This is a genomic window from Luteibacter sp. E-22 (assembly GCF_049913125.1).
In the GTDB taxonomy this organism is placed as follows: Bacteria; Pseudomonadota; Gammaproteobacteria; order Xanthomonadales; family Rhodanobacteraceae; genus Luteibacter.
The window spans coordinates 1249283-1271988 of sequence record NZ_CP183975.1; the positions used below are offsets into that span (position 1 = coordinate 1249283).

At 65.3% G+C, this 22706-nt stretch carries 17 protein-coding genes; 9 read left to right on the forward strand and 8 right to left on the reverse strand.

The genetic code is table 11. The features are described 5' to 3' along the window. Nucleotides 1-137: 137 nt before the first annotated feature. The 3 genes from ACN9M2_RS05485 to ACN9M2_RS05495 form a co-directional block, all read right to left on the reverse strand. Nucleotides 138-3158, reverse strand: a complete 3021-nt coding sequence (locus ACN9M2_RS05485) for a TonB-dependent receptor (RefSeq protein WP_426287132.1) — start codon at nucleotides 3156-3158, stop codon at nucleotides 138-140. A gap of 254 nt (nucleotides 3159-3412) precedes the next feature. Then, nucleotides 3413-6292 (reverse strand): TonB-dependent receptor domain-containing protein, encoded by a 2880-nt coding sequence (locus tag ACN9M2_RS05490; RefSeq protein ID WP_426287133.1) that lies wholly within the window; start codon nucleotides 6290-6292, stop codon nucleotides 3413-3415. 114 nt (nucleotides 6293-6406) lie between these two features. Beyond that, a complete protein-coding gene (locus ACN9M2_RS05495; protein ID WP_426287134.1) occupies nucleotides 6407-8386 on the reverse strand; it encodes an alpha/beta hydrolase family protein in 1980 nt (659 codons plus the stop codon). A gap of 149 nt (nucleotides 8387-8535) precedes the next feature. Between ACN9M2_RS05495 and lgt the strand changes: the two genes are divergently transcribed. From lgt to ACN9M2_RS05515, 4 genes are all read left to right on the forward strand, one after another. Then, on the forward strand, nucleotides 8536-9363 hold the full coding sequence (lgt, locus tag ACN9M2_RS05500) for a prolipoprotein diacylglyceryl transferase (RefSeq protein ID WP_426287135.1): 828 nt from the start codon (nucleotides 8536-8538) through the stop codon (nucleotides 9361-9363). Between the two features lie 13 nt (nucleotides 9364-9376). Beyond that, nucleotides 9377-10171, forward strand: coding sequence for a thymidylate synthase (locus ACN9M2_RS05505; protein WP_426287136.1), 795 nt, complete (start codon nucleotides 9377-9379; stop codon nucleotides 10169-10171). Nucleotides 10172-10276: 105 nt separating this feature from the next. Further along, nucleotides 10277-10765 (forward strand): dihydrofolate reductase, encoded by a 489-nt coding sequence (locus tag ACN9M2_RS05510; protein ID WP_371022071.1) that lies wholly within the window; start codon nucleotides 10277-10279, stop codon nucleotides 10763-10765. Next, nucleotides 10765-11697, forward strand: coding sequence for a Nudix family hydrolase (locus ACN9M2_RS05515; RefSeq protein WP_426287137.1), 933 nt, complete (start codon nucleotides 10765-10767; stop codon nucleotides 11695-11697). The genes ACN9M2_RS05510 and ACN9M2_RS05515 overlap by 1 nt, the downstream gene beginning before the upstream one ends. 90 nt (nucleotides 11698-11787) lie before the next feature. Here ACN9M2_RS05515 and ACN9M2_RS05520 read toward each other — a convergent pair whose 3' ends face one another. The 4 genes from ACN9M2_RS05520 to uvrA all read right to left on the reverse strand — a co-directional run bounded on the left by ACN9M2_RS05520 (nucleotide 11788) and on the right by uvrA (nucleotide 17527). Continuing rightward, nucleotides 11788-12543, reverse strand: coding sequence for an enoyl-CoA hydratase/isomerase family protein (locus tag ACN9M2_RS05520; protein WP_426287138.1), 756 nt, complete (start codon nucleotides 12541-12543; stop codon nucleotides 11788-11790). A gap of 38 nt (nucleotides 12544-12581) precedes the next feature. Then, the gene (locus ACN9M2_RS05525; protein WP_426287139.1) at nucleotides 12582-14042 is read right to left on the reverse strand and encodes a DUF4139 domain-containing protein; all 1461 of its coding nucleotides are present in this window, start codon (nucleotides 14040-14042) and stop codon (nucleotides 12582-12584) included. A 108-nt stretch (nucleotides 14043-14150) separates the two neighbouring features. Then, a complete protein-coding gene (locus ACN9M2_RS05530; RefSeq protein WP_426287140.1) occupies nucleotides 14151-14591 on the reverse strand; it encodes an acyl-CoA thioesterase in 441 nt (146 codons plus the stop codon). Further along, complete coding sequence (uvrA, locus tag ACN9M2_RS05535; RefSeq protein ID WP_426287141.1) at nucleotides 14588-17527, reverse strand: excinuclease ABC subunit UvrA; 2940 nt, start codon at nucleotides 17525-17527, stop codon at nucleotides 14588-14590. Before uvrA ends, ACN9M2_RS05530 begins: the two co-directional genes overlap by 4 nt. 201 nt (nucleotides 17528-17728) lie before the next feature. Between uvrA and ACN9M2_RS05540 the strand changes: the two genes are divergently transcribed. From ACN9M2_RS05540 to cgtA, 4 genes are all read left to right on the forward strand, one after another. Next, nucleotides 17729-18253 (forward strand): DUF2059 domain-containing protein, encoded by a 525-nt coding sequence (locus ACN9M2_RS05540; protein ID WP_426287142.1) that lies wholly within the window; start codon nucleotides 17729-17731, stop codon nucleotides 18251-18253. 391 nt (nucleotides 18254-18644) lie between these two features. Then, nucleotides 18645-18959 (forward strand): 50S ribosomal protein L21, encoded by a 315-nt coding sequence (gene rplU, locus ACN9M2_RS05545; protein WP_306851521.1) that lies wholly within the window; start codon nucleotides 18645-18647, stop codon nucleotides 18957-18959. A 20-nt stretch (nucleotides 18960-18979) separates the two neighbouring features. Then, on the forward strand, nucleotides 18980-19237 hold the full coding sequence (gene rpmA / locus ACN9M2_RS05550) for a 50S ribosomal protein L27 (protein ID WP_144911162.1): 258 nt from the start codon (nucleotides 18980-18982) through the stop codon (nucleotides 19235-19237). Between the two features lie 88 nt (nucleotides 19238-19325). Further along, entirely contained in the window at nucleotides 19326-20396 is a 1071-nt protein-coding gene (gene cgtA / locus ACN9M2_RS05555) for an Obg family GTPase CgtA (RefSeq protein ID WP_426287143.1), read from the forward strand. A gap of 153 nt (nucleotides 20397-20549) precedes the next feature. Here cgtA and rpsT read toward each other — a convergent pair whose 3' ends face one another. Next, on the reverse strand, nucleotides 20550-20813 hold the full coding sequence (gene rpsT / locus ACN9M2_RS05560; protein WP_072321609.1) for a 30S ribosomal protein S20: 264 nt from the start codon (nucleotides 20811-20813) through the stop codon (nucleotides 20550-20552). Nucleotides 20814-21015: 202 nt separating this feature from the next. On the opposite strand from rpsT, the gene murJ reads away from it, so the two are divergent. Further along, nucleotides 21016-22623: a murein biosynthesis integral membrane protein MurJ gene (murJ, locus tag ACN9M2_RS05565; RefSeq protein WP_426287144.1), complete on the forward strand. Its 1608-nt coding sequence runs from the start codon at nucleotides 21016-21018 to the stop codon at nucleotides 22621-22623. The last annotated feature ends 83 nt before the right edge of the window (nucleotides 22624-22706 follow it).

Here is a 22706-nt window from a genome sequence, read left to right on the forward strand (position 1 = left end):
CCCGCGGCAGCGGGCCAGTTCAAGGCAAGCACCCATCGCCGACAAGGTCGGCTCCCACCAGTGTCCGACAAAAAAAGGGCCGCCCCATGGGGCGGCCCTTTTCGCGTTCGCGTCGCCGGAGCGACGCTCGGCAGGTCTTACAGGCTGAAGTCGTACTGCACCATCAGACGCAGGTAGCGCGGCGTCTGGTAGTACGTCGGCACGCGGTAGGTCGTGCTGTAGTACGTCTGGTCCGCACCGTTCTCGGCGATCTCGCTGATCGCGGTGGGCTTGTCGTTGTTGAACGCGTTGATCAGGTCGAGCTGAACGGTCAGGCCCTTGGCATAAGCCGGGGTGTAGACGACGTTCGGGCTGACCGACCAGGTCCACGGCAGGCGCTTGGCACGGCCACGACCCGAGATCTTGCCTTCGCAGTAGAAGAACTCGGAGTTGTAGCTCGGGATGCCACCAACCGTCTCGTCACCGCCGCCGAAGCAGCTGGTCGGACGACCCGATTCGAGCAAGCCGTTCACACCGACCGACCATTCCGGCGTGATCTTGTAGCCGCCGTAGATCTTGAAGCTGTGGCGACGGTCGTTCGGCAGGTAGCCGGTCGCGCCGACCATCAGTTCCGGGTAGTCGAACGCGCTGGTGGTACCGGTGTCGTCCTGGCCGTTGTCCGACTTCACCAGGCCTTCGGTATTGCCACGGTTCTTCGACCAGGTGTACGAAGCATTGACGTACCACTTGTCGGTCGCCTTCTCGGCCGAGAGCGTGACGGCTTCGTACGTGCGCTTGGCCTTCTCGCCGAACGCGGTGCCCGGGATGGACACGTTGCGCAGGACGCCGCTTCCATCGAGGTCGACATCGATGTTGACCTTGCTGCCCGGGTTGTAGATGAAGCAGCCCGGCATCGTCGCCGGCGGGGTGAACTGGTCGCCATTGGCGTCCATGTTCAGGCCCAGGGACTTGCCGTAGGCGTAGAACGGACGCCAGTCGCAGGTGTCGTCGATGGCGTTGTTGAGCTTGCGGTACGTCGCCTTCGCGCCGACGACCCAGTCGTTGAGGAACTCGTTGTCGCTGGTGATGCGGTGCTGGAAGCCGAGGATGAATTCATCCTGCGAGTACGGCTTCAGGTCCTTGGTGGCGACCGAGCGCGGGTCCGGCGTGCTGCCGTTCTCGCCGTTCACGATGGACTGGCCGCTGAGCGGCGCGCCCAGGGTCGGAATACCCGTGACCGGATCGATCGACGAGTACGAGAAGTTCTGGATCGTGTAGTACGACGCAGTCGCGGCGCGCAGGGCGACGTTCGCGGCGATCGGCAGCGAGTAGCGGCCGGCCGTACCGAAGATCTTCGTCGTGGAGTCGCCGAACAGGTCCCACGAGAAACCGAGGCGCGGCTGCCAGATGTTGCCCTGGCGGACGAAGTTCTCGGCAGCGCCGTTCTTGTTGTTGAACGAGTCGTTGCGCACGCCGATGTAGGCGAGGAACTTGTCGGTCACCTGCCAGTTGTCCTGCAGGTACCAGGACTTCTGGTCGATCGCGACCGAACCGCCCGTGCGGTAGTTGTACTGCGACACGTAATCGGTGCCTGCGGCATTCGTGCGGTAGTAGTACAGCGCACCACCGGCGTAGCTCTGGCCGGAGTCGGACTTCCACTTCTCACGCGAGTAACCGCCGGCGATATCGTGGTCGCCGATCTTCCAGTCGAGGTCGACGCGGTAGGCCGTGCGCTGGTCTTCGCCGTTGAAGCGGTCGATGGTGCTGGCCAGGTAGCACGAATGGACCGGGTCGGTCACGCCGCTGAGCGTGCTGGAACGACGGTCGATCACGTACGGGCAACCGGAGTTGGCGCCGTTGATGTCACCGTTGTACTTGGTGACGGTGCCGTCCGCGCTGACATAGTCCGAAGAGTTCTTGCTCTTCATCTTGCCCCACTGGGCGGACAGGGTCAGGTCGTCGGTGAGGTAGCTGGTGTACTTGAAGATGTTGACGTCGCCGCCGGTCTTCACATGGCGACGGCCGAGGTAATCGTCGGTGAAGGGCTTGCCTTCGCCGTCGATCTCGGAGTTGTAGTAACGATTCGTCGTGTGCTTCGTGTTGTTCATCCCCGTCCACTCGAGGATGTTCGAATCGTTGATGTTCCAGTCCAGCTTGATCAGGTAGAACGGGTCGCTGTACGTGTTGCGCTGCGCGGCCGCCGAGCTGGTGGCGCCCGGGTAGGCGGTCTCGGTTTCGCGATGCGACTGGAAGATGCCGTAGAAGAACAGCTTGTCCTTCACCAGCGCGCCACCGAGCCACGCCGAATAGACGTTGTCGTTGTCGTTGTTCTTCTGGTAGGTGCGGTAGAGGTTGCCGTCCTTGGTGTGCGTGGTCGGCTGTTGCTCACGCCCCCAGGCCGGGGTGTAGACCCAGCTCGCGCCACCCTTCCACTCGTTGGTGCCGCGCTTGGTGATGACCGAGGTCACGCCGCCGGTGGAGAAACCGTACTGCGCACCGTAGCCGCCGGTCTGCACGTCGAGCTGCTGGATGGCCTGGAACGGCACTTCCGAGAACGACAGGTTGTTATAGAGGTTGGTGACGTTGAAACCGTTGACGTAGTAGCTGTTCTCGGCGACCGAGGCGCCGCCGAACGACGGCAGGTTGCCGAAGGCGGAGTCGCCCTTGACCGTGCCCGGGGTGAGCGCGGCGACGTCGACGACGTTGCGCGGCACGGGCAGGCTGTTGAGCTGGTCGGCGGTGAAGCTGGTGCGCGACTCGACGGAAGCGACGTCGATCGCGGCGAGGGCGTTGGCCGACACGGTGACGGTGTCGAGCGCCTGCGCGCTGGCGTCGGACGTGGCCGGCGCGGCGAAGTTCACCTGCGCGGACTGGCCGGCGACGATGTTGATGTCGCGGGTGGAGACGGTCTGGCCGTTCTGCTGCACGTTGATGCGGTAGCTGCCGATCGGCAGCGACGAGGCGCGGTAGCGGCCGTCTTCGCCGACGGTGACGGTGCGCGAGGCGCCCGAGCCGAGGTTCTGGATCTGGATGGTCTGCGAGGCGGCGGCGCTGCCGTAGAGGTCGCCGACGGTGCTCTGCGCATAGGCGGTGCCGGCCAGCAGGCAGGCGCCAAGTGCCGAGACGAGCGCAGTGCGCTTGAACACGCGAGAGCGCGCGAACAGGGTGGTGCTTGTCATGAGGTCAAAGTCTCCCTGGCCCTGCTTTGCGGCAAGGCTGAACAGCTTGTGTTAGCGCCGCTAGCGGCACTCGTTTGTGGGGTGAATCCGGGTCTGGGGTGTGGGGACACCCACGTCGCGCCAACCCAATAGCGCGAAGCGACGTAACGCGAACATAACGCGACCATCATGCTACTGCAAGAGTTTGAGACCGATTCCTATCCAGGCTTTCGGAAATGCGCTGGATCGTGCGAAGTAGGGAATATCCTGCGCGCTCAGAACTTCTGCTGGTAACCCAGGTAGAAGTAGCGGTCGATGTCGAACGCGGGGTTGTAGGGCGGGCTGCCGCCGCCGGCACTGGACACGTTGTAGTAGAACGGCCCCTTGCGGCCGAACACGTTGTTCACGCCCAGCCGCACACTGCCATTCCACGGTGTTTGCCAGCGAAGCTGGAGGTCGTGGAAGGCGACGCCGCCCTTTCGGCTGACGCCGGTGACGCCGGTCAACGCGTTGAGTTCGTCGGGACGGTTGCATTCCACGTTCGCCGACCAGCACGAATCCTTCAACCCGGAAAAGTACCGTGTCGTCCATGTGGCGCCGAAACGGCGCCACGACCAGTCGAGCGAAAGGTTCGAACGCACGCGGTAGAGACCCTGCACGCCGCTCATGTAGCCGGCTAGGTGGCGCGGCGCGGCGCCAGGGCTGCTGACCTGCGTGTAATCCTTCAGGTAGGTGCTGTCCGAGAGCAGCGTGAACTCGCCGTAGCGGGTTTCCGGGAATCGATAGTGCAGGCCGAGATCGTAGCCTTCCGTGCGCAGCGTGCCGAGGTTGGCCAGGCTTTCGTCGAGCGTGGCGACGTGGCCGTCGGCGGCGCGCGTGAAGCGGCCGCACCAGGTGGGGTCGTTGCGCACGTAGCAGAAATTGAGGATGTCACCCGCGAGGAGGGGCGTGATGACATCGCTGATGTCGATCTTGTAGTAGTCGAGCGTGACGTCGAGCCCGTCGAGATAACCCGGGCTGTAGACAAGGCCGGCCGTACGCGTGATCGACGATTCCGGTTTCAGCGCCGGGTTGGCACCGGTGCGGAAGGCGGTCGGGCTCTGCCCGCCGGTCGCCGAGCCGATCTGCGCGCCGGACTGGTCGATCTGCCGGTAGTTGCCCGGCACGCCGGCCGCGCCACAGCGGGCGCGCACCGCCGCATCGGTCGCCGAGGCGCCGAAGGCACTGTCGCAGGGATCGAGGAAGCTCTCGAAGCTCTCGCTCGATCCGGCGTAGAGATCCGCCACCGTGGGTGCCCGGAATCCCTGGGCATAGGTACCGCGCAACAGCAGGTCGTCGAACGGCTTCCAGCGGAAGCTGTACTTGTTGTTCGTGCGTCCGCCAAACGCGGAGTAGTGCGAATACCGGGTGGATGCATTCACGGCGAGCTCGCGTGCCAGCGGCAGGTCCGCGAGCAGGGGGATGTCGAATTCGAGGTAGGCCTCGTTGACGATGTAGCCGCCGTCGGTGGGGTCGCTCGCGAGTTGCGTGGTCAGGCCGGCGGAATCCGCGGGGTCGGGCGTATAGCGGCCGTTCTCACGCCGATGTTCCACGCCTCCGGCGGCCCGCAGCGTGCCGGCGGGCAGGTCGAACAGGCCACCAGTGAGGTTGGCGATCAGGTCGTTGGTCCGGGTGACCTGGCGAGCCGTGGTAGTTGACGCCACGTAGTTCCATACCGCGTCGGGGGTGCCGCCCGGCCCGGCGAGGATGTTCCACGGCACGCAGCCCGCGGCGCGATCGGCGGCGTCGGCACAGGCGGTTTGACCGTCGATCGTGGTGGTGGGGCCCAATGCCTTGCGCGCGTTCACCAGGTTGATGTTGCCGCTGGTGGTCCGGTTGGCGCGTGTTTCGGCATAGGCGTAGGTGACGTCCCAGTTCCAGGTGTGGGCGAGCCACTGGAACGTTCCCTCCGCGCCGGCGTCCGCATGCAGGGTCTTGCTCTTGGCCCAGGTCATGCGCGGAAGCTCGGTGGTACGCCGGAAGAACGATGTGGCGTAGCCGGGGAAGGGGTTGTATGCGTTCGCCGGATCGATGAGCAACCCTTGCTGCCGCCCCGCACCGCTCTCCAGCGGATAGCCGGCGGCCTGGCTGCGCGTATCGCGCACGCCATAGCTGGCCATGCCACGCAGGGCGATATCGTCGGTGAGGTTGTAGCGGCCCGTGCCGAACAGGTTGCGCAACTTGCTGCCGGCGCGGAATGTCATGTCCCGGGCGGTGGAGTACTTGTCCGCGTTGCTGGCGACATCGTACGGATGGTAGTTGGCGAAGTTCGCCGTATCGCCCACGACGCCGCCGGGATGGTCGATGACGTAGCGATCGGTCGGCGCACGTGGATCGACCACGCCACCGTAAGGTCCCATGCCGAAACCATCGTCCGCATGCCGCGGGCCGTAGGCGCTACGGGTGGTGGACCGCTCGTCGTCGCGCAGGGCATCGCCATCCTCGTAGCTAGCGCCGAGGATGATCGATGCGCGTTCGTCGCTCTTGCCCCAGGTGAACGTACCGTTCTTCTGTGCGCCGTCGCCCTTGCCGTTCACGCCGTAGAAGACGTCGGCGGAAGCACCTTCGAACCGATCTGTCGTGATGATGTTCACCACGCCGCCGATGGCGTCCGATCCGTAGATGGACGACGCGCCATCCTTCAGTACTTCGATGCGCTCGACGATCGGGACGGGGATGGTCGAGAGGTCGGTCAGGCCACCCAGGCTGGTTGTCCAACGACGCCCGTTCACCAGGACCAGCGTGCGTACCGCTCCCAGGTTGCGCAGGTTGGCGTAACGGCCTCCGGCGTCATTGCTGGAGGACAACGTATCCTGCGGGGTGACTTCCGGCATGGAGGCCGACGGCATGCGCGCGACGATGTCGCCCAGGCTGGTGAGGCCCGTGGCGCGGATGGCCTGGCGGTCCATCGTGAACACGGGCTGGGCGGTTTCCACGTCGATCCCGCGGATGCGCGAGCCGGTGACCGTGACATTGACCGGAGCCAGCATCTCGGCGGAGGAAGGCGCTGTTTGCTGCGCCTTCGCGGTGGCAAGGGGCAGCGCAGCCAGGAGTGAGGTCGCGAGCACCATGCGTCGCAGCGCGACATGGCGCCGGTGCTCCGAGCTGACGTACATACCCCGTAACCTCCCAAGCCCCGCCATACCCCATCCGGGCGCGACGATCTCGCGACCATAACGCCTGGGGTATGGCGGGCGCAACCGCTGGAAGCAACGGGTGGGCCGAATCGTTTAGGGCGCGGCGGGGGCGGCCGGTGCTTGCCCGCTGCCGATGTTCTTCTCGAGGAACGCCTGCAGGCGGTTATAGAACTCCTCGATATTCTCCGGCTTCACGAAGCCATGGCGTTCGTCGGGCTTGGTCAGCGTTTCATAGGGCTTGTGCGCGGCGTCGAGTGCGGCGCGCATGGCCTTGAACTGGGCGAAGGGAGCACGTTCATCGTCCTCGCCGTGAACCAGGAAGACGGGAACGCCGATCTTGTCGGCGAGGTGGGTGGGCGAGTTCGCCGCGAGGTCCGCCTGGTCCTTGCCGATCACCGTGGTGAGGTAGCTGCGGCCCGACTTCCTGTCCTTGATGTCGCCCTTGTTGTACATCATGTCCAGGTCATAGATGCCGTCATAGCCCACGGCGCACTTGAACATGCCCGGTGCGCGCACCGTGGTCATCATCGCCGCGTAGCCGCCGAAGCTGGCGCCGAAGACACAGACGCGGGCGGGATCGGCGAAGTTCTCGGCGATCGCCCATTTCACGCCATCGATGAGGTCCTCCTGGACGCGCGTGCCCCATTTCAGGTAACCGGCCCGCTCGAACTTGCTGCCGCGCCCGCCCGAGCCGCGGTAGTTCACCTGCAACACGAGGTAGCCGCGATTGGCCAGGAACTGTGCATCCCTGTCGAAGAACCAGTCGTCCGACACACCGTGCGGGCCGCCGTGGGGAAGGAGCACCATCGGCAGGTTGGCCTCGCTCCTGCCCTTGGGGAAGGTGAGGATGGCTTCCAGTTCCGTGCCATCGCTGGCCTTGAAGCGCATGGGCCGGCGCTCGGCCATCTGCCTGGGGTCGATCCAGGGTTGTGCGTCGAACAGCTTGCTCACCTTGTAGGTCTTGGTGTCGATGAGCATGTAGCGTCCCGGTTCGCGATCGCTCGCTACCTTGAACATCAGCAGGCCGCCGTCTTCGCTGAAGTCGACGAAGCTGAGAAAGTTGCCGGGGAATTTCTGCGACAAGGCCATATGCAGTTTCGAGATCGGCGCCTGCGGATCGATGTACGTGGCCTGTGGCACACCGGTCGTCGCGACGGTGCCGAACGGACGCAACGGTGCCGACGTCCACAAGCCGGACGAGGCGACCTCGCTGAAGTCGTCCTTACGGATCACGCGGACATTGCCGCCATCCTCGTCCTGCTCGACGAACTCGCCGCCCTTGCCGTCCGGGCTGGAGACCGCGTAGATGCGATTGCCGTTCCCGGCGACCGTCGCGAGCGGAGTGAAGTTCTGGCGCTCTTCGCTGGCCGGCAACTTCGCCCAACCGCTGCCCTCGCGGTGGAACACCACCCACTTGAAATCGTCGTCGGTACCGAAGGCGAAACGGGGCGTCCCATCCGGCGCGATCATGAAGCTCATGCGGCCGATGCCGATGTCGGCCATCTGCCTGCGCGCGCTCGTCTTGGCGTCGACGTCGTAGAGGGTGCTGCGGTCCTGGTCGGCCCAGGCGGTGGCGCGCATGTAGAAATGGCCGTTGCTCTGCACGGGAGTGCCTTCGATCGTGCCCCAGCCACGGTCGAGCGCACGGGTGGCCGCGCGCTTGCCGAAGCTCTCGAAACCGTAGAGGTAGTCGGGGTTCTTGCCATCGACGTCGATCGCCATGAGTTCGCCGGTATACGACGCGGCGCCGATCGAGCCGTCGACCTTGCCGCGCGCCACCACGAGGCGCGTGGGACTGGCCCAGATCATGTCGGCCGGCATCTCGTAAGGCGGCATGCGGATCAGGGTGGTGGGCTTGCTCATGTCGCCCACGCGGTAGATGGCCAGGCCGTGGGTCTTGCCGTCGGGGTCGTGGTAGGCGAGGGAGACATATTGCCCGTCCGGGGACAGGCGCGGACTGGTCAGCGGCATGCGCCGGGCGAAGTCGCTGACCGGAATGAGGTCGGTGGCCATGGTGGTGGCCGAAGCAAGGCAAAGCGCGGCCACGATGGGCCGCACGAAGCGGTACGTCATGAATTTCCCCTGGTTCGATGGATCCGTATCGGGCCGTCCCCCCGGACGGCCTCCGACGGCCGATATAGCCGATCGGTGGCTCGACGGCAAGCCGACCTTCGGTCGTGGCGGGGCGTTACACTTGGCGCTGCTTTCGATCCGGGCACCCCATGGCCACTCCGTTCATCGTAAAAATCGAACCCGTCGCGTTCTCCCTGGGCCCTGTCCATGTCCACTGGTATGGCCTGATGTACCTGGGCGGATTCCTCGGCGGATGGGCGCTGGGTGAGTACCGCCGCCGTCAGGGCCGCCTGCCGGTGAGCGCGGATCGCTTCGGCGACCTCATGTTCTACGCGATGATGGGCGTGGTGATCGGTGGCCGGGTCGGCTACATGCTGTTCTACACGGCGATCAACTGGATCTGGACCGATCCGTTGGCGATCTTCCGCATCTGGGACGGCGGCATGTCCTTCCACGGCGGCTTGCTTGGCGTCCTGGTCGCCGGTTTGTGGTGGTCGCGCCGCAACGGCGTGAAGTTCTTCGACACCGTGGACTTCGTGGCACCGCTGGTGCCGGTCGGCCTCGGGCTCGGCCGCCTGGGCAACTTCATCAACGGCGAACTCTGGGGCAAGCCGACCGACCTGCCGATCGGCATGATTTTTCCGAATGCCCCCGACGCCTTGCCCCGCCATCCGAATCCGCTCTACGAGTTCGCGCTCGAAGGCGTCGTGATGTTCACCGTGCTGTGGCTGTTCTCGATGAAGCCTCGTCCGCGCTACGCGGTATCGGGCCTCTTCGGGCTGCTGTACGGCTGCTTCCGCTTCGCCGTCGAGTTCGTTCGCGTGCCCGATGCGCAGTTGGGCTACATCGCCTTCGGTTGGCTCACGATGGGCCAGATCCTGTCGTTGCCACTGATCGCCGTGGGCATCTTCCTGTTGCTGCTCTCGCGCCGCGCGCCCTACGCGCCGGTGGGGATCACGCCCGTCAACGCCAGCTGATATCGTCTTCGCCATGCAGCCCTATCTCGATCTCCTTCGTCACGTCCTTGAGCACGGCGCCGAGAAATCCGACCGCACCGGCACCGGCACGCGCAGCGTATTCGGCTGGCAGATGCGCTACGACCTCTCGAAGGGCTTCCCGCTGGTCACCACCAAGAAGCTGCACCTGAAGTCGATCGTCCACGAGCTGATCTGGTTCCTGCAGGGCGACACCAACACGGCCTACCTGAAGGAGCACGGCGTCAGCATCTGGGACGAATGGGCCGACGCAAAGGGCGACCTCGGCCCCGTCTATGGCGCCCAGTGGCGTGCGTGGCCCACCGCCGACGGCAAGACCGTCGACCAGATCGCCTGGTTGGTGGACGAGATCAAGCGCAATCCCGACTCCCGCCGCCTGATCGTCTCGGCATGGAACGTCGGCGAATTGCCGAAGATGGCGCTGATGCCGTGCCATACGATGTTCCAGTTCTATGTCGCGAACGGGAAGCTGTCGTGCCAGCTGTACCAGCGCTCCGGCGACATCTTCCTCGGTGTCCCGTTCAACATCGCCAGCTATGCCTTGCTGACCCACATGGTCGCGCAGGTGACGGGCCTGGAACCGGGCGATTTCATACACACCCTGGGCGATGCGCACCTTTACTCGAACCACGTCGAGCAGGCGACGAAGCAACTCGCGCGCGAACCGCGACCCTTGCCGAAACTGGTGCTGAACCCCGATGTGCGCTCCCTCTTCGACTTCCGCTTCGAAGACATCGCGATCACCGGCTATGACCCGCACCCAGCGATCAAGGCGCCCGTGGCGGTGTAAGTCAAACGGCCGTTAGTTCCACCCCAACCCGCAGAGGACTACTATCCGCTGCGCATGGGCCGCAGGCCCGACCGTTTCCGTCTTTAGACCCGCGAAGGAAGTTTCATGGCCGTTCACCTGGTTGCCGCGCTCGATGAAAACTTTGCCATCGGCAAGCAGGGAGGGCTCCCATGGCACCTTCCCGACGACCTGAAGTACTTCAAGCGCCTGACGATGGACAAGTCGGTGCTGATGGGCCGCAAGACCGCCGAATCGATCGGCAGGGCGCTGCCGGGGCGGGTGAACTACGTGCTCTCGCGCAAGGGCGTGGCGCCTTTCCCAGGGCAGATCACGGTGCGCTCCGTCACCGAGGCCCAGGCCAGCTGCGGCCACACCGGCCTGATGGTGATCGGTGGCGGTGAAGTATTCCGCGAAGCGCTGCCGTATGCGCGCAGCTTGTACCTCACCTGGGTCTATGCGGCCGTGGAAGGCGCGGACGTCTTCTTTCCCGGGATCGATTTCAAGGAATGGACCGAGGTGTCGCGCGTGCACCACGCAGCCGATAAGGAACACCCGCATCCGTTCGACATGGTCGAATACGTCCGGAACGTTTGATGCACGTCGTCGCCGGCGTCCTCGTCGACGACAGCGGACGGATACTCATCGCCCAGCGGCCCCCGGGCAAGCATCTGGCGGGCCTGTGGGAGTTTCCCGGCGGGAAACTCGAACCCGGTGAGACCGCCGGGGCGGCGCTGGAGCGCGAGCTCGACGAAGAACTGGGTATCGTCGTCGATCCGCATTCGTTCGAAGCACTGATCCGCGTGCCATGGAATTACGGCGCGCGCCAGATGGTGCTGGAGGCGATGGTGGTCCGCGCCTGGAACGGGGAGCCGAAGGCGCTGGACGCGGCGGCCCTCGCGTGGCACGAGCCCTGGGCGATCGATCCGGCCATCCTCGCGCCCGCCGACCGGCCGATCCTGGCGGCGGCGCGCCTGCCGGGACACTACCCGATCACACCAGCCCTGACGACGCCGGACGAGGCCGTCGCCGGCCTGCTCGCCGCCCTGGATCGCGGTGAGCGGCTCTTGCAACTGCGTCTTCCCGCACAGCCTGTCGAGGCCGTGCGTGAGGTAGCGTCGCGCGTGCTGCCCCATGTGCGGCGTTTCGGGGCACATCTGCTGCTCAATCGCGATATCGAAGGCGCCCTGTCGTTGGGCGCCGGTGTGGGCGTGCATCTGGGCGCATCGCAACTACGCGACCTGACGGAGCGGCCTCTCCCGCTGGCCGGTGTCGTCGGCGCCTCTTGCCACGATGCGGAAGAACTTGCGCTCGCTTCGCGAATCGGCTGCGATTTCGCGACCCTGTCACCCGTCCTGCCGACGGCAAGCCATCCCGATGCCGAGCCGTTGGGTTGGCCACGCTTCGCGTGGCTGACCGAAGCGGCGTCACTCCCCGTCTATGCATTGGGTGGACTCGGGCCCGGGGATACGGCCGAGGCGCGGATGCATGCGGGGCAGGGGGTGGCGGGCATCCGTGGGTTTTTCTGAGGTTCTTCGGGGGGATTTAGGGCGGGCCTGGCCTCGCGACCCACCCTCGGGAAAATCTGTGACGACCCTTTTCCAAGGCTTGCGACGCTTCTACTTGGACTTCAGGCGGGCTACCAGCGCCTGCAACACCGCCTGTGTTTCCTCGCCGAAGAAGTCGTCGATGAACCCCGGATCGAGCAGGTTCGACGTGTCGCCCCATACCGCGACGAGGTCGGCGCGGGCGATGGCGCGCGTGCGCAACATGGCCTTCGGTGGCAGCTTGAGCAGATCGGCCAGCCAATTCACGGCGCGCGTGACCACCTGTTCGACCGTGGCCAGTTCATCGACCAGCCCGATCGCGTGGGCCTGTTCGGCATCGACCATCGCACCGGCCACCAGCAGGCGTTCGGCACGGTACGAGCCGACGATGCGGCGCATCGCGAACTGTATGGGCTCCGGAACCGAGAGCCCGACCTGAACCTCGTTGAGGCCGATCTTGTACGGGCCGTGCGCCATCACGCGGTAATCGCAGAACAGCGAAACCACCGCGCCGCCCGCCGGGCTGTGACCGGTGATGGCGGCTACCGTCGGAACGCGCGAGGCGGCGATGGCCCCGCACAAGGCGAAGAACTCGTCCCAGAACTCGCGTACTCCCGCGCGGTCCCGCTGGAGCAGGGCGGGGACGTCCACGCCCGCGGAAAACATGCCTTGCGCACCCGACAGCACGATGCCGCGCGCACCGTTGGAAGGAGCCTCGGCGATCGCGTCGCGCAGCGCCCGGACCAGGGCGATGTCGAGCGCGTTGACCGGCGCGCGGGCCATGCGGATCTCGTGGATGTCGCCGTCGTGCAGGAGGATGTCGAGCATGTCGTTGTCCGTGGTGTGGATGGGGCGATCGGGCCGTTTTACTTGGGCAGGTCGGCGTCGGTCCAGGTGTAGCGCACCGCGTAGTCGAGATCCGCGCTGCCGTTGGCCGGTACCTCGACCTTGAACTCCAGCAGTTCCGGCGAGACCTTCGACGGTTTCACGGACGACGACGTCACCGTCCACGCACGCCAACGGCCGGGATGTTCGCGTACGACGATGCTGCGCGCGGTGTCGCCGGCGTTGGTCAGGTGGATGCGCACGCCTTCGTCGATGCGGTGCGCGGCGGCGTCGGCGGTGAAGGCCGTTTGCTCGCGCGTCGCACCGAGGTCGAAGGCATTGCCGAGCGAGACGGTGGTGTCCTTGTTCTTCGGCGTGTCGTCCAGGCGCCCCTCGCCGAGGAGCTCGGCGTTGCCGTCGCGGTCGGTGGTGAGCACGCGTACGTAGCCGGCGGGAAGGGCGTCGAACGCCTTGAAGCGCAGGTTCGAGACGACAGGAATCCCGTCCGCGGGCATCCCGATGTCACGCTCCATGCGCGGCTGTGGCGGCTGGTAGGCCATGCCGGTGTCGTAGACGGCCTCGCGCTGGCAATCCAGCGTCCGGCTCTCGTACAGCGGCGTTTGCGTGACGCTGCCATCGGGCAGGTCGACGGCCGTGGGCAAGGTGTAGGTGCGCAGGTCGCCGAGCGTGGCCTGGCTGGGCTCCGCCGACGCCATGTCCATGGGTGCCGGTGCGCGGGCCATCATGAACAGCTTGTCGCGTCGCGGAGGTGTCTTAGCGCGGCGTGCGTCGCCGGCGACGAGCTTCAGGGACACGTCCTTCCAGTCGCGCCCACTGCGGTTGGCGATGCTGGCAGCGGCGTCGAAGGCCATGCGGCAGGTATTGCCCGGGGCGAGCGTGGCGACGTAGGCGCCGCGCCAGCCGAGCCCGGAAGTGGGATAGTCGAGTTGCGCGGTGGTCGATCCGGCCGAGCCGCCGGTGACACGCACCTGCAGGGTCGAGCCACGGGCGAAGTCCGTGGCATCCGCCGCACGCAGGGCGGCGTATTGACGGATCAGGCTGGCCTGGCCGTTCGCCTCGCGTACGACAAGCGCGTCGCCGCCGCGGACCAGGGTGCCGGTGGCGATCGGCTGGCCGTTCTCGCCGATCACGCTGACGTTGCGGCCCACGAGTCCGGCCACGGCTCCATCGAAACCCTGCCCGAGTAACAGGCGTTGAGAGACGACGCGCGTGTTCTTGCCGGGAAAGCGCAGTGACATGGCTTCGCTGTCCAGCGCGGCGGGAAGGCCGTCGATGGAAAGGTCTTGCACACCGCCTTTCAGGTCGAACGCGCGGCGTTCGTGGACGACGGCGTAGCCGTCGCCGGACACGGCATCGCCGCCGGTGGAAAAGAGTTGGTCGCCATCGGCGCGATAGAGCGTGAGCGCGGTACGCTCATCGGCGGCAAGGGCGGGCAGGGCGACGGCGCAGGCGATCGCGAGTACGAGGGAACGGCGCAGCATGATTCACTCTCTCCGTGGGTGACCCTGACGGATCATACCGGTCGGATCTGAATCCGCGCGATCTTGCGACGTGCGGCAGGCCTCACTTTGGAGGCCTGCCTGCTTGACTCAGGCGTGCTCGGCTTCCGCCACCGCGTCACGGATCACCTTCGGTACCTCGACCGGACGACCGTTCTTCGGGTTGATCCAGACCATGGTGACGCTGCCGTCGCAATGGATCTTCGTGGCGTCGTCGCTGGTCACGATGCGGTGGCCGATGGTCATGGAGCTCGTGCCGATGCGATTGACGAAAAGCTCGATCTGGATGTCCGCCGGGTATTCGATGGGCATGCGGTAGTTCAACTCGCTGCGCGCCATCACCGGTGTGCCGTCGTCGCCGTACCACTTGCCCGGCAGCTGCTCCAGCCACTTGATGCGTGCCTCCTGCAGGTAGACCAGGTAGTTCGCGTTGTTGACGTGGTTGTAGGCGTCGAGGTCCTGCCAGCGCACGTCCATCGGCGTGATGAACAACGGAACGGGCGTCGGGGTGTTCGAGGTTTCAGTGGTCATGCAGTCCTTTTTTTCTTCGCGTCCGGGGCCGCTTTCGCGGCCGTTTTCTTCGTGGCGGTCTTGCCGACCGCCTTCGTCGTCGCCTTCGTCGCCACCTTGGCGACGGGCTTGGACGGTTTCAGGTGCGGCAGGAGGAAGCGGCCGGTATGCGATTCCTTCGTCGCGGCCACCGTTTCCGGCGTGCCGCTGACAAGGATGCGGCCGCCTCCCGCGCCCCCTTCGGGCCCGAGGTCGATCAGCCAGTCGGCTGTCTTGATGACATCGAGGTTGTGCTCGATCACGACCACGGTATTGCCATGCTCCACCAGCTTGTGCAGTACGTCGAGCAACTGCTCTATGTCGTGGAAATGCAGGCCCGTGGTCGGCTCGTCGAGGATGTAGAGCGTGCTTCCCGTGTCGCGCTTGGACAGTTCCTTCGACAGCTTCACGCGCTGCGCCTCGCCACCGGAGAGCGTGGTGGCGCTCTGGCCGAGCTTGATGTAATCGAGGCCAACGGCGCGCAGGGTTTCCAGCTTGCGCGCGATCACGGGTACGTTCTCGAACAGCTTGAAGGCGTCTTCCACCGTCATGTCGAGCACATCCGCTATGGTGTGGCCCTTATAGAGTACTTCCAGTGTTTCGCGGTTGTAGCGCTTGCCATGGCAGACATCGCAAGGCACGTACACGTCCGGCAGGAAGTGCATCTCCACCTTGATCATGCCGTCGCCCTCGCAGGCTTCGCAGCGGCCGCCGCGCACGTTGAAGCTGAAACGGCCCGGCGTGTACCCGCGCTGGCGCGACTCGGGCACCTGTGCATACAGCTCGCGCAAGGGCGTGAACAGGCCGGTATAGGTGGCCGGATTCGAGCGCGGCGTGCGACCGATCGGTGACTGGTCGATGTCCACCACCTTGTCGAACAGTTCCAGGCCCTCGATCGACTCGTACGGTGCCGGTTGCTCGCTGGCACCATTGAGTTCCATCGCGGCGAGGCGATAGAAGGTGTCGTTGATCAGGGTGGACTTGCCCGAACCGGACACGCCCGTGACACAGGTGAACGTGCCCACCGGGATGCGGACGTCGACATCCTTGAGGTTGTTCCCGGTGGCGCCCTTGAGTTCGATCCATTGGTCTTCGCGGGGCTGACGGCGCTTGGCCGGTACCTGGATGCCGCGCTCTCCACTGAGATACTTCGCCGTGACCGATTGTGGCGACGCCAGCACCTGTTCCAGCGTGCCTTCGGCGACGATGTGGCCACCGTGCACGCCGGCACCCGGGCCGATATCGAGGATATGGTCGGCGGCGCGTATGGCGTCTTCGTCGTGCTCCACCACGATCACGGTGTTGCCGAGGTCGCGCAGGCGGGTGAGGGTGCCGAGCAGGCGCTCGTTGTCACGCTGGTGCAAGCCGATGGACGGCTCGTCCAGCACGTACATGACGCCGACGAGGCCGGCGCCGATCTGGCTGGCCAGACGGATGCGCTGCGCCTCGCCGCCCGACAGCGAATCGGCCTGGCGGTCGAGCGTGAGGTAGTTGAGGCCGACATCGTTGAGGAAGGTGAGGCGCTCGCGAATCTCCTTCACGATCTTCACTGCGATCTCGCCGCGCCAACCCGGCAGCTTCAGCTTCTCGAAGAAGGACAGGGCATTGTCGATCGCGAGCGACGTCAATTCAGGGATCGCGCGATCGGCCACGAACACGTTGCGTGCCGACGGATTGAGGCGCTGTCCGCCGCAATCCGGACACGGATGATCGGCGATGTAGCGAGCCAGTTCCTCGCGTACCGCGGCGGATTCCGTTTCGCGGTAACGGCGCTCCAGGTTCGGCAAAATGCCTTCGAACTTGTGCTCGCGGGTCACCTTGCCGCCACGCTCGGTGATGTAGCGGAACGGAATGAGTTCGCGGCCGGAACCGTTGAGCACGGCGTTCTGCACCGACTTCGGCAACTCACGCCAGGGCGTCTCCGGATCGAAGCCATAGTGCTTCGCCAGTGAAACGATCATCTGGTAGTAGTAGGCGTTGCGGCGATCCCACCCGCGGATGGCGCCACCGGCGAGGCTGAGCTCGGGGTGTCCGACCACGCGTGATGGATCGAAGACCTGGGTGACGCCCAGGCCGTCGCAGGTCGGGCAGGCGCCCACCGGGGAGTTGAACGAGAACAGGCGCGGTTCGAGCTCCGGCAGCGAGTAGTCGCACATCGGGCACGAGAAACGCGAGGAGAACAGCTGTTCCGTGGCCTTCTTGTCGTCCATGTCGACCAGGATCACGATGCCGTCGCCGAGGCGCAACGCGGTCTCGAACGACTCGGCCAGACGCTGCTTGATGTCCTCGCGCGGACGGAAGCGATCGATCACCGCCTCGATGGTGTGCTTCTGGCGCAGCGTCAGCGGCGGCACGGCATCGAGGTCGTAGACCTCGCCGTCCACGCGCGCGCGGACGAAGCCCTGGGCACGCAACTGCTCGAAGACCTGTACGTGCTCACCCTTACGCTCCCGGATGACCGGCGCGAGGAGCATCCAGCGCTTGTCCGGGTCCAGCGCCATGGCCGTGTCGACCATCTGGCTGACGGTCTGTGCTTCCAGGGCGATGCCGTGGGTCGGGCAACGGGGCGTACCGACGCGCGCGTAGAGCAGGCGCAGGTAGTCGTACACCTCGGTGATCGTACCGACGGTGGAACGGGGATTATGCGACGTCGACTTCTGCTCGATCGAGATGGCCGGCGAGAGGCCTTCGATCGTGTCCACGTCCGGCTTTTCCATCATCGAGAGGAACTGCCGCGCATAGGCGGACAGCGACTCGACGTAGCGTCGCTGGCCTTCGGCGTAGATCGTGTCGAAGGCCAGCGAGGATTTGCCGGACCCGGACAGTCCCGTGATCACGATCAGGCGATCGCGGGGCAGGTCGAGGTCGATATTCTTGAGATTGTGCGTGCGGGCGCCGCGGATGCGAATGCTGTCCATGTGCCGACGTAAATGGGGGAAGTCGCTGACTATACCAAGGGTTTTCGGCCTTCATTCCGTATCCACCTTTGACAGGTCATCACATTTGTTATGCGGGACCGGAACCCTGCCGGATGTGGGTTACCCGGGCGGCCGCGCGCGGCTACCATGGCCCGGCCCCGGGGAGGGGTCGAAGCCACCCATTCGAAGAGGAAGACACGCATGCGTAAGTGGACAGGGATCGCTGCCGGCCTGGTGCTGGCGGGTTGTGCGGGACAGGCGCTGGCGGCGCCGCCCTCCGAACAGCAGGTGCGCCAGCTGATGGATGCCGTCGGCATGGGCCGCATGCTCAGCCAGATGAACAGCCAGATGGCGGGCGTGATGCAGAACGCGTTGCCTTGCGTGCCGGCCAGCTACTGGCAGGGTTTCGTGGACGCCAACGCCACCAACCAGTTGATCGGACGGATGGTTCCGGTCTACCAGAAGCATTTCACCGCCGAGGATATCGACGGCCTGCTCAAGTTCTACCGCTCGCCCCTGGGGCAGAAGGTGATCACGCAGATGCCGGCGACCATGGCCGAAGGCATGCAGATCGGCAAGCAGTGGGGCCAGGAGCGCGGCCAGCAGATGATCGCCCAGCTGCAAAGCCAGGGCACGCTGAACCAGCAGGGCCAGTGCCCGGCGGCCGGCGGCGCGGCCAAGCCGGCTCCGGCGCCCGCTCCGGCGGCGCCTGCGAAGAAGAAGTAGTTCCGGCGGGGAAGTAGGTCGCGGTGGGAGGGGAGCCGCCTTCCGCGGCATCGCCGACAGGGTCGGCTCCCCCCGGGCGGGGCCGCTCCTATGCCGGGCCAGGGCGGCTTTTCACCCATGCAGGGGGCCGGCTCCTGTCAGGTCAGGGTCGGCTCCCATCGGGTCCGATGCCCGGTGGGAGCCGACCCTGTCGGCGATTCCAGTTCGCCGGATGGAAGCTAAGGCCATGTTTTCAAACCAATGTCTTCCCAAGAGGCCCGCCAGGGCTCGTCCCGGCATTCCAGCCTTAACCACCTGATTGACCTTGCCTTTTAGGCCCCGCTATAATTCGCGATTCGCAACACCCGCAAGACCCTAAAAAGAACTACATAATCAGCAACAGGAAACAACCATGAGCTACGCAGTCATCAAGACCGGTGGCAAGCAGTATCGTGTGATGGCAGGCGAAATCCTGCGCGTCGAGCTGCTCCCCGCCGAAGTCGATTCCACCATCCAGTTCGATCAGGTCCTCCTGGTGGGCGAGGGTGAGTCGATCACCGTTGGCGCCCCGCTGGTCGCCGGTGCCACCGTCAGCGCGAAGGTTCGCGCCCACGGCCGCGCCGATAAGATCCGCATCGTCAAGTTCCGTCGTCGCAAGCACTACAAGCGTACGCAGGGACACCGTCAGCATTACACCGAAATCGAGATCACGGGCATCAACGCCTGAGTCGCCGGAGGATATAAGTCATGGCACATAAAAAAGGCGTAGGTTCCAGCCGTAACGGCCGCGATTCGAACCCGAAGTACCTCGGCGTGAAGATCTACGGTGGCCAGGCTGTCGAAGCCGGTAACATCATCGTTCGCCAGCGTGGCACCAAGTTCCACGCCGGCGTGGGCGTCGGCCTCGGCCGCGACCACACCTTGTTCGCGTTGGTCGACGGCACCGTGTCGTTCAAGACCCGCGGCGAAAAGGGCCGCAAGTTCGTCGACGTCGTCCAGGCGTAAGCCTCTTTACGACGCGATAGCGAAGGCCCCGCCATAGGCGGGGCTTTTCGTTTGTACGGCGGCATCACTTCTACCCAGGTCATCTTCCATGAAATTCGTCGACGAAGCGCAAATCAGGGTCTCGGCCGGTGACGGCGGCAACGGCTGCGTGAGCTTCCGTCGTGAAAAATTCATCCCGTTCGGCGGCCCCGATGGCGGCGACGGCGGCAATGGCGGGTCGGTGTGGCTGGTGGCCGACGAGGGGCTCAATACCCTCGTCGATTTCCGCCACATGCGCTCGTTCAAGGCAGCGCGCGGGCAGGGCGGCATGGGTAGCCAGATGTACGGCAAGGGCGGCGAGGACACTGAAGTCCGCGTCCCCGTCGGCACCGTGGTGACCAATGTCGACACCGACGAGGTGATCGGCGACCTCACCATGCACGGCCAGCGCCTGAAGGTGGCGCAGGGTGGGCGCGGCGGCCTGGGCAATATCCACTTCAAGAGTTCGGTGAACCGGGCGCCGCGCAAGTCCACGCCGGGTACGCCGGGCGAGGTGCGCGACCTGAAACTCGAGCTCCGCCTGCTGGCCGACGTGGGCCTGCTGGGCTTTCCCAATGCCGGCAAGAGCACCTTCATCCGTGCCGTGTCGGCGGCGACGCCTCGCGTGGCGGATTATCCATTCACCACCCTGCACCCGAACCTGGGCGTGGTGCGCATCGGCACGGACCAGAGCTTCGTGATCGCCGATATCCCCGGGATCATCGAAGGCGCGGCCGACGGCGCGGGCCTGGGCATCCAGTTCCTGCGCCATGTGTCGCGCACCAGCCTGTTGTTGCATGTGGTCGATATCCAGCCGATCGACGGCTCCGATCCCGTGGAGCAGGTGCGTGCCATCGAGCATGAGCTGCAGCAGTTCGACACCGAACTGGTCGAACGCCCGCGTTGGCTGGTGATCAACAAGTCCGACGTGATCGACGACGAGGACGAGCTCAAGCGCGTGGTCGACGACATCGTCGCGCGGCTGGAATGGACCGCGCCTTGGTTCGTCGTTTCCGCCGCGGGCGAGATCGGCACGTGGGATGTGTGCCTGAAGGTGCAGCAGTTCTTCGACGCCGAGCGCATCGCGCGGCGTGAACGTACCGAGGTGGCGGACGATGTCCGCATGCGCGGCGAAGACTAAAGGGTGGGAGCCGACCCTGTCGGCGATGGATGCTTGCAGTACTTGCAGTGACCTTGCCCGCTGCCGCGGGATCGCCGACAAGGTCGGCTCCCACCAAACAACAAAAAAGCCGGCTTACGCCGGCTTTTTTGCGAACGGCGATGTCGCGCAGGCTTACGCCAGGTCGCGGATCTTCGCGTTCAGGCGGCTCTTGTGGCGGGCGGCCTTGTTCTTGTGGATGAGGCCACGGGCAGCGTAACGATCCATCACCGGAACGGCGACGGCGTACGCGCTGACTGCGCCAGCCTTATCCTTGGCGTCGATCGCCTTGACGACCTTCTTCAGTGCGGAACGCACCATGGAACGCGCGCTGACGTTGCGCAGACGGCGCTGCTCCGACTGACGCGCACGCTTCTTCGCGGACTTGATGTTGGCCAAGGTAAAGCTCCAGAGTTCGGTTGGTTTTAAAAAAGACGCTCATTTTGAAGCCAAAGACGGGTTGCGTCAATAGCTTAGCCCCCGCACGGACGGGTCGGCGGACGGGCGGGGCGGACTGCCCTGCAAATTCCAGATGGCGGACTGTCCTCCGCCCCGGCCCCGCTGTCAAACTAGGGGTTTGTTCCAGGTATCCCTCGTCCGGATGAAAACCCCCAGTCTCCTTCGCGGCATGCTCAGCTTCAGCGGCATGACCATGGTATCCCGCGTGCTCGGCCTGGTCCGCGACATGGCGATCAACGCCTCGTTCGGCGCCAATGCGGCTACCGACGCCTTCTGGGTGGCTTTTCGCATTCCCAACTTCATGCGCCGCCTGTTCGCCGAGGGCTCGTTCTCGACGGCCTTCGTACCCGTCTTCACGGAAGTGAAGGAGACCCGCCCGCACGAGGACCTGAAGCGGCTGATGTCGCTGACCGCCGGCACCCTTGGAGGCGTCCTGCTGGTGGTCGTGGCCCTGGGCGTGATCTTCGCGCCACAGGTGACGGCCGTCTTTTCGCCGGGCGCCGTCGAGACACCGGAGAAATTCGGCCTCACCGTCGACCTGCTGCGGCTGACCTTCCCCTTCCTCCTGTTCGTTTCGCTCACGGCCCTGAGCGGCGGCGCGCTGAACAGCTTCCACCGGTTCGGCCTGCCAGCCCTCACGCCGGTGATCCTCAACCTCTGCATGATCGCCGGGGCGCTGTGGCTCGCGCCGAAGTTGCACACGCCGATCATGGCGATGGGCTGGGCCATCCTCGTGGCCGGCGCGCTGCAACTGGTTTTCCAGATGCCCGCGCTGAAGCAGCTGGACCTGCTCACGCTGCCGCGCTGGGGCTGGAGCTCGCCGGACGTGCGCCGGATCATGCGGTTGATGGTGCCCACCCTGTTCGGCTCGTCGGTGGCGCAGATCAACCTGCTGCTCGACACCGTGATCGCCTCGCTGCTCATCGCCGGTTCGCAAAGCTGGCTGTCGCAGGCCGACCGCTTCCTGGAACTGCCGCTGGGCGTGTTCGGCGTGGCGCTGGGGACGGTGATCCTGCCTTCGCTTTCGCGCCATCACGTAACCACCGACAAGGAAGGTTTCTCGCGCGCGCTGGACTGGGGCCTGCGCACGACGCTGCTGATCGCCGTGCCGGCGATGTTCGGCCTGATGATCCTTTCGGTGCCGTTGGTGGCCACGATCTTCCAGCATGGCCGGTTCACCGCCTTCGATACGAAGATGGCGTCCCTATCGATCTCGGCGTTGAGTTTCGGGCTGCCCGCCTTCGCCCTGGTCAAGGTCGTGCTGCCGGCCTTCTATGCGCGCAAGGACACGAAGACCCCGGTCCGTGCCGGCGTCGCTTCGCTGGTGGCCAACATGGTCTTCAACGTGGCCTTCCTGGCATTGCTGTTCTTCCTCTGGGCTAGTCCGGCGCAGAAGGAGGGCTCGTGGATGGAGGCGATCGCCACGATCCCGGGACTGCACATGGCCCTGGGCATGGCCAGCGCCTTGGCCAGCTATCTCAACCTGCTGCTGCTCTGGCGCTGGTTGGGCAAGGCCGGCGTGTATACACGCCAGCCGGGCTGGGGTCGTCACCTGGTCCGCCTGGGCGCCGCCTGCGCGGTGATGGTTTCCGTGTTGCTCGCCGGCCTGTATGTCTGGCCGGAATGGAGCGCGGTCGAGAAATGGGAGCGGGTATGGCGCCTGGCCGTGCTGGTCGGTGCGGGCGGCGGCGCCTACGTGGGTACGCTGTTCGCGATGGGTTTCCGCCTGCGCGACCTGCGTGCCCAGTGAGGGGCCTGGCGTCGCATTGTGCGGCGCAATGGGGCGGCTATACTGGCCCGATGGCTTTTATTCCGTATCGATCCAAGGGCATC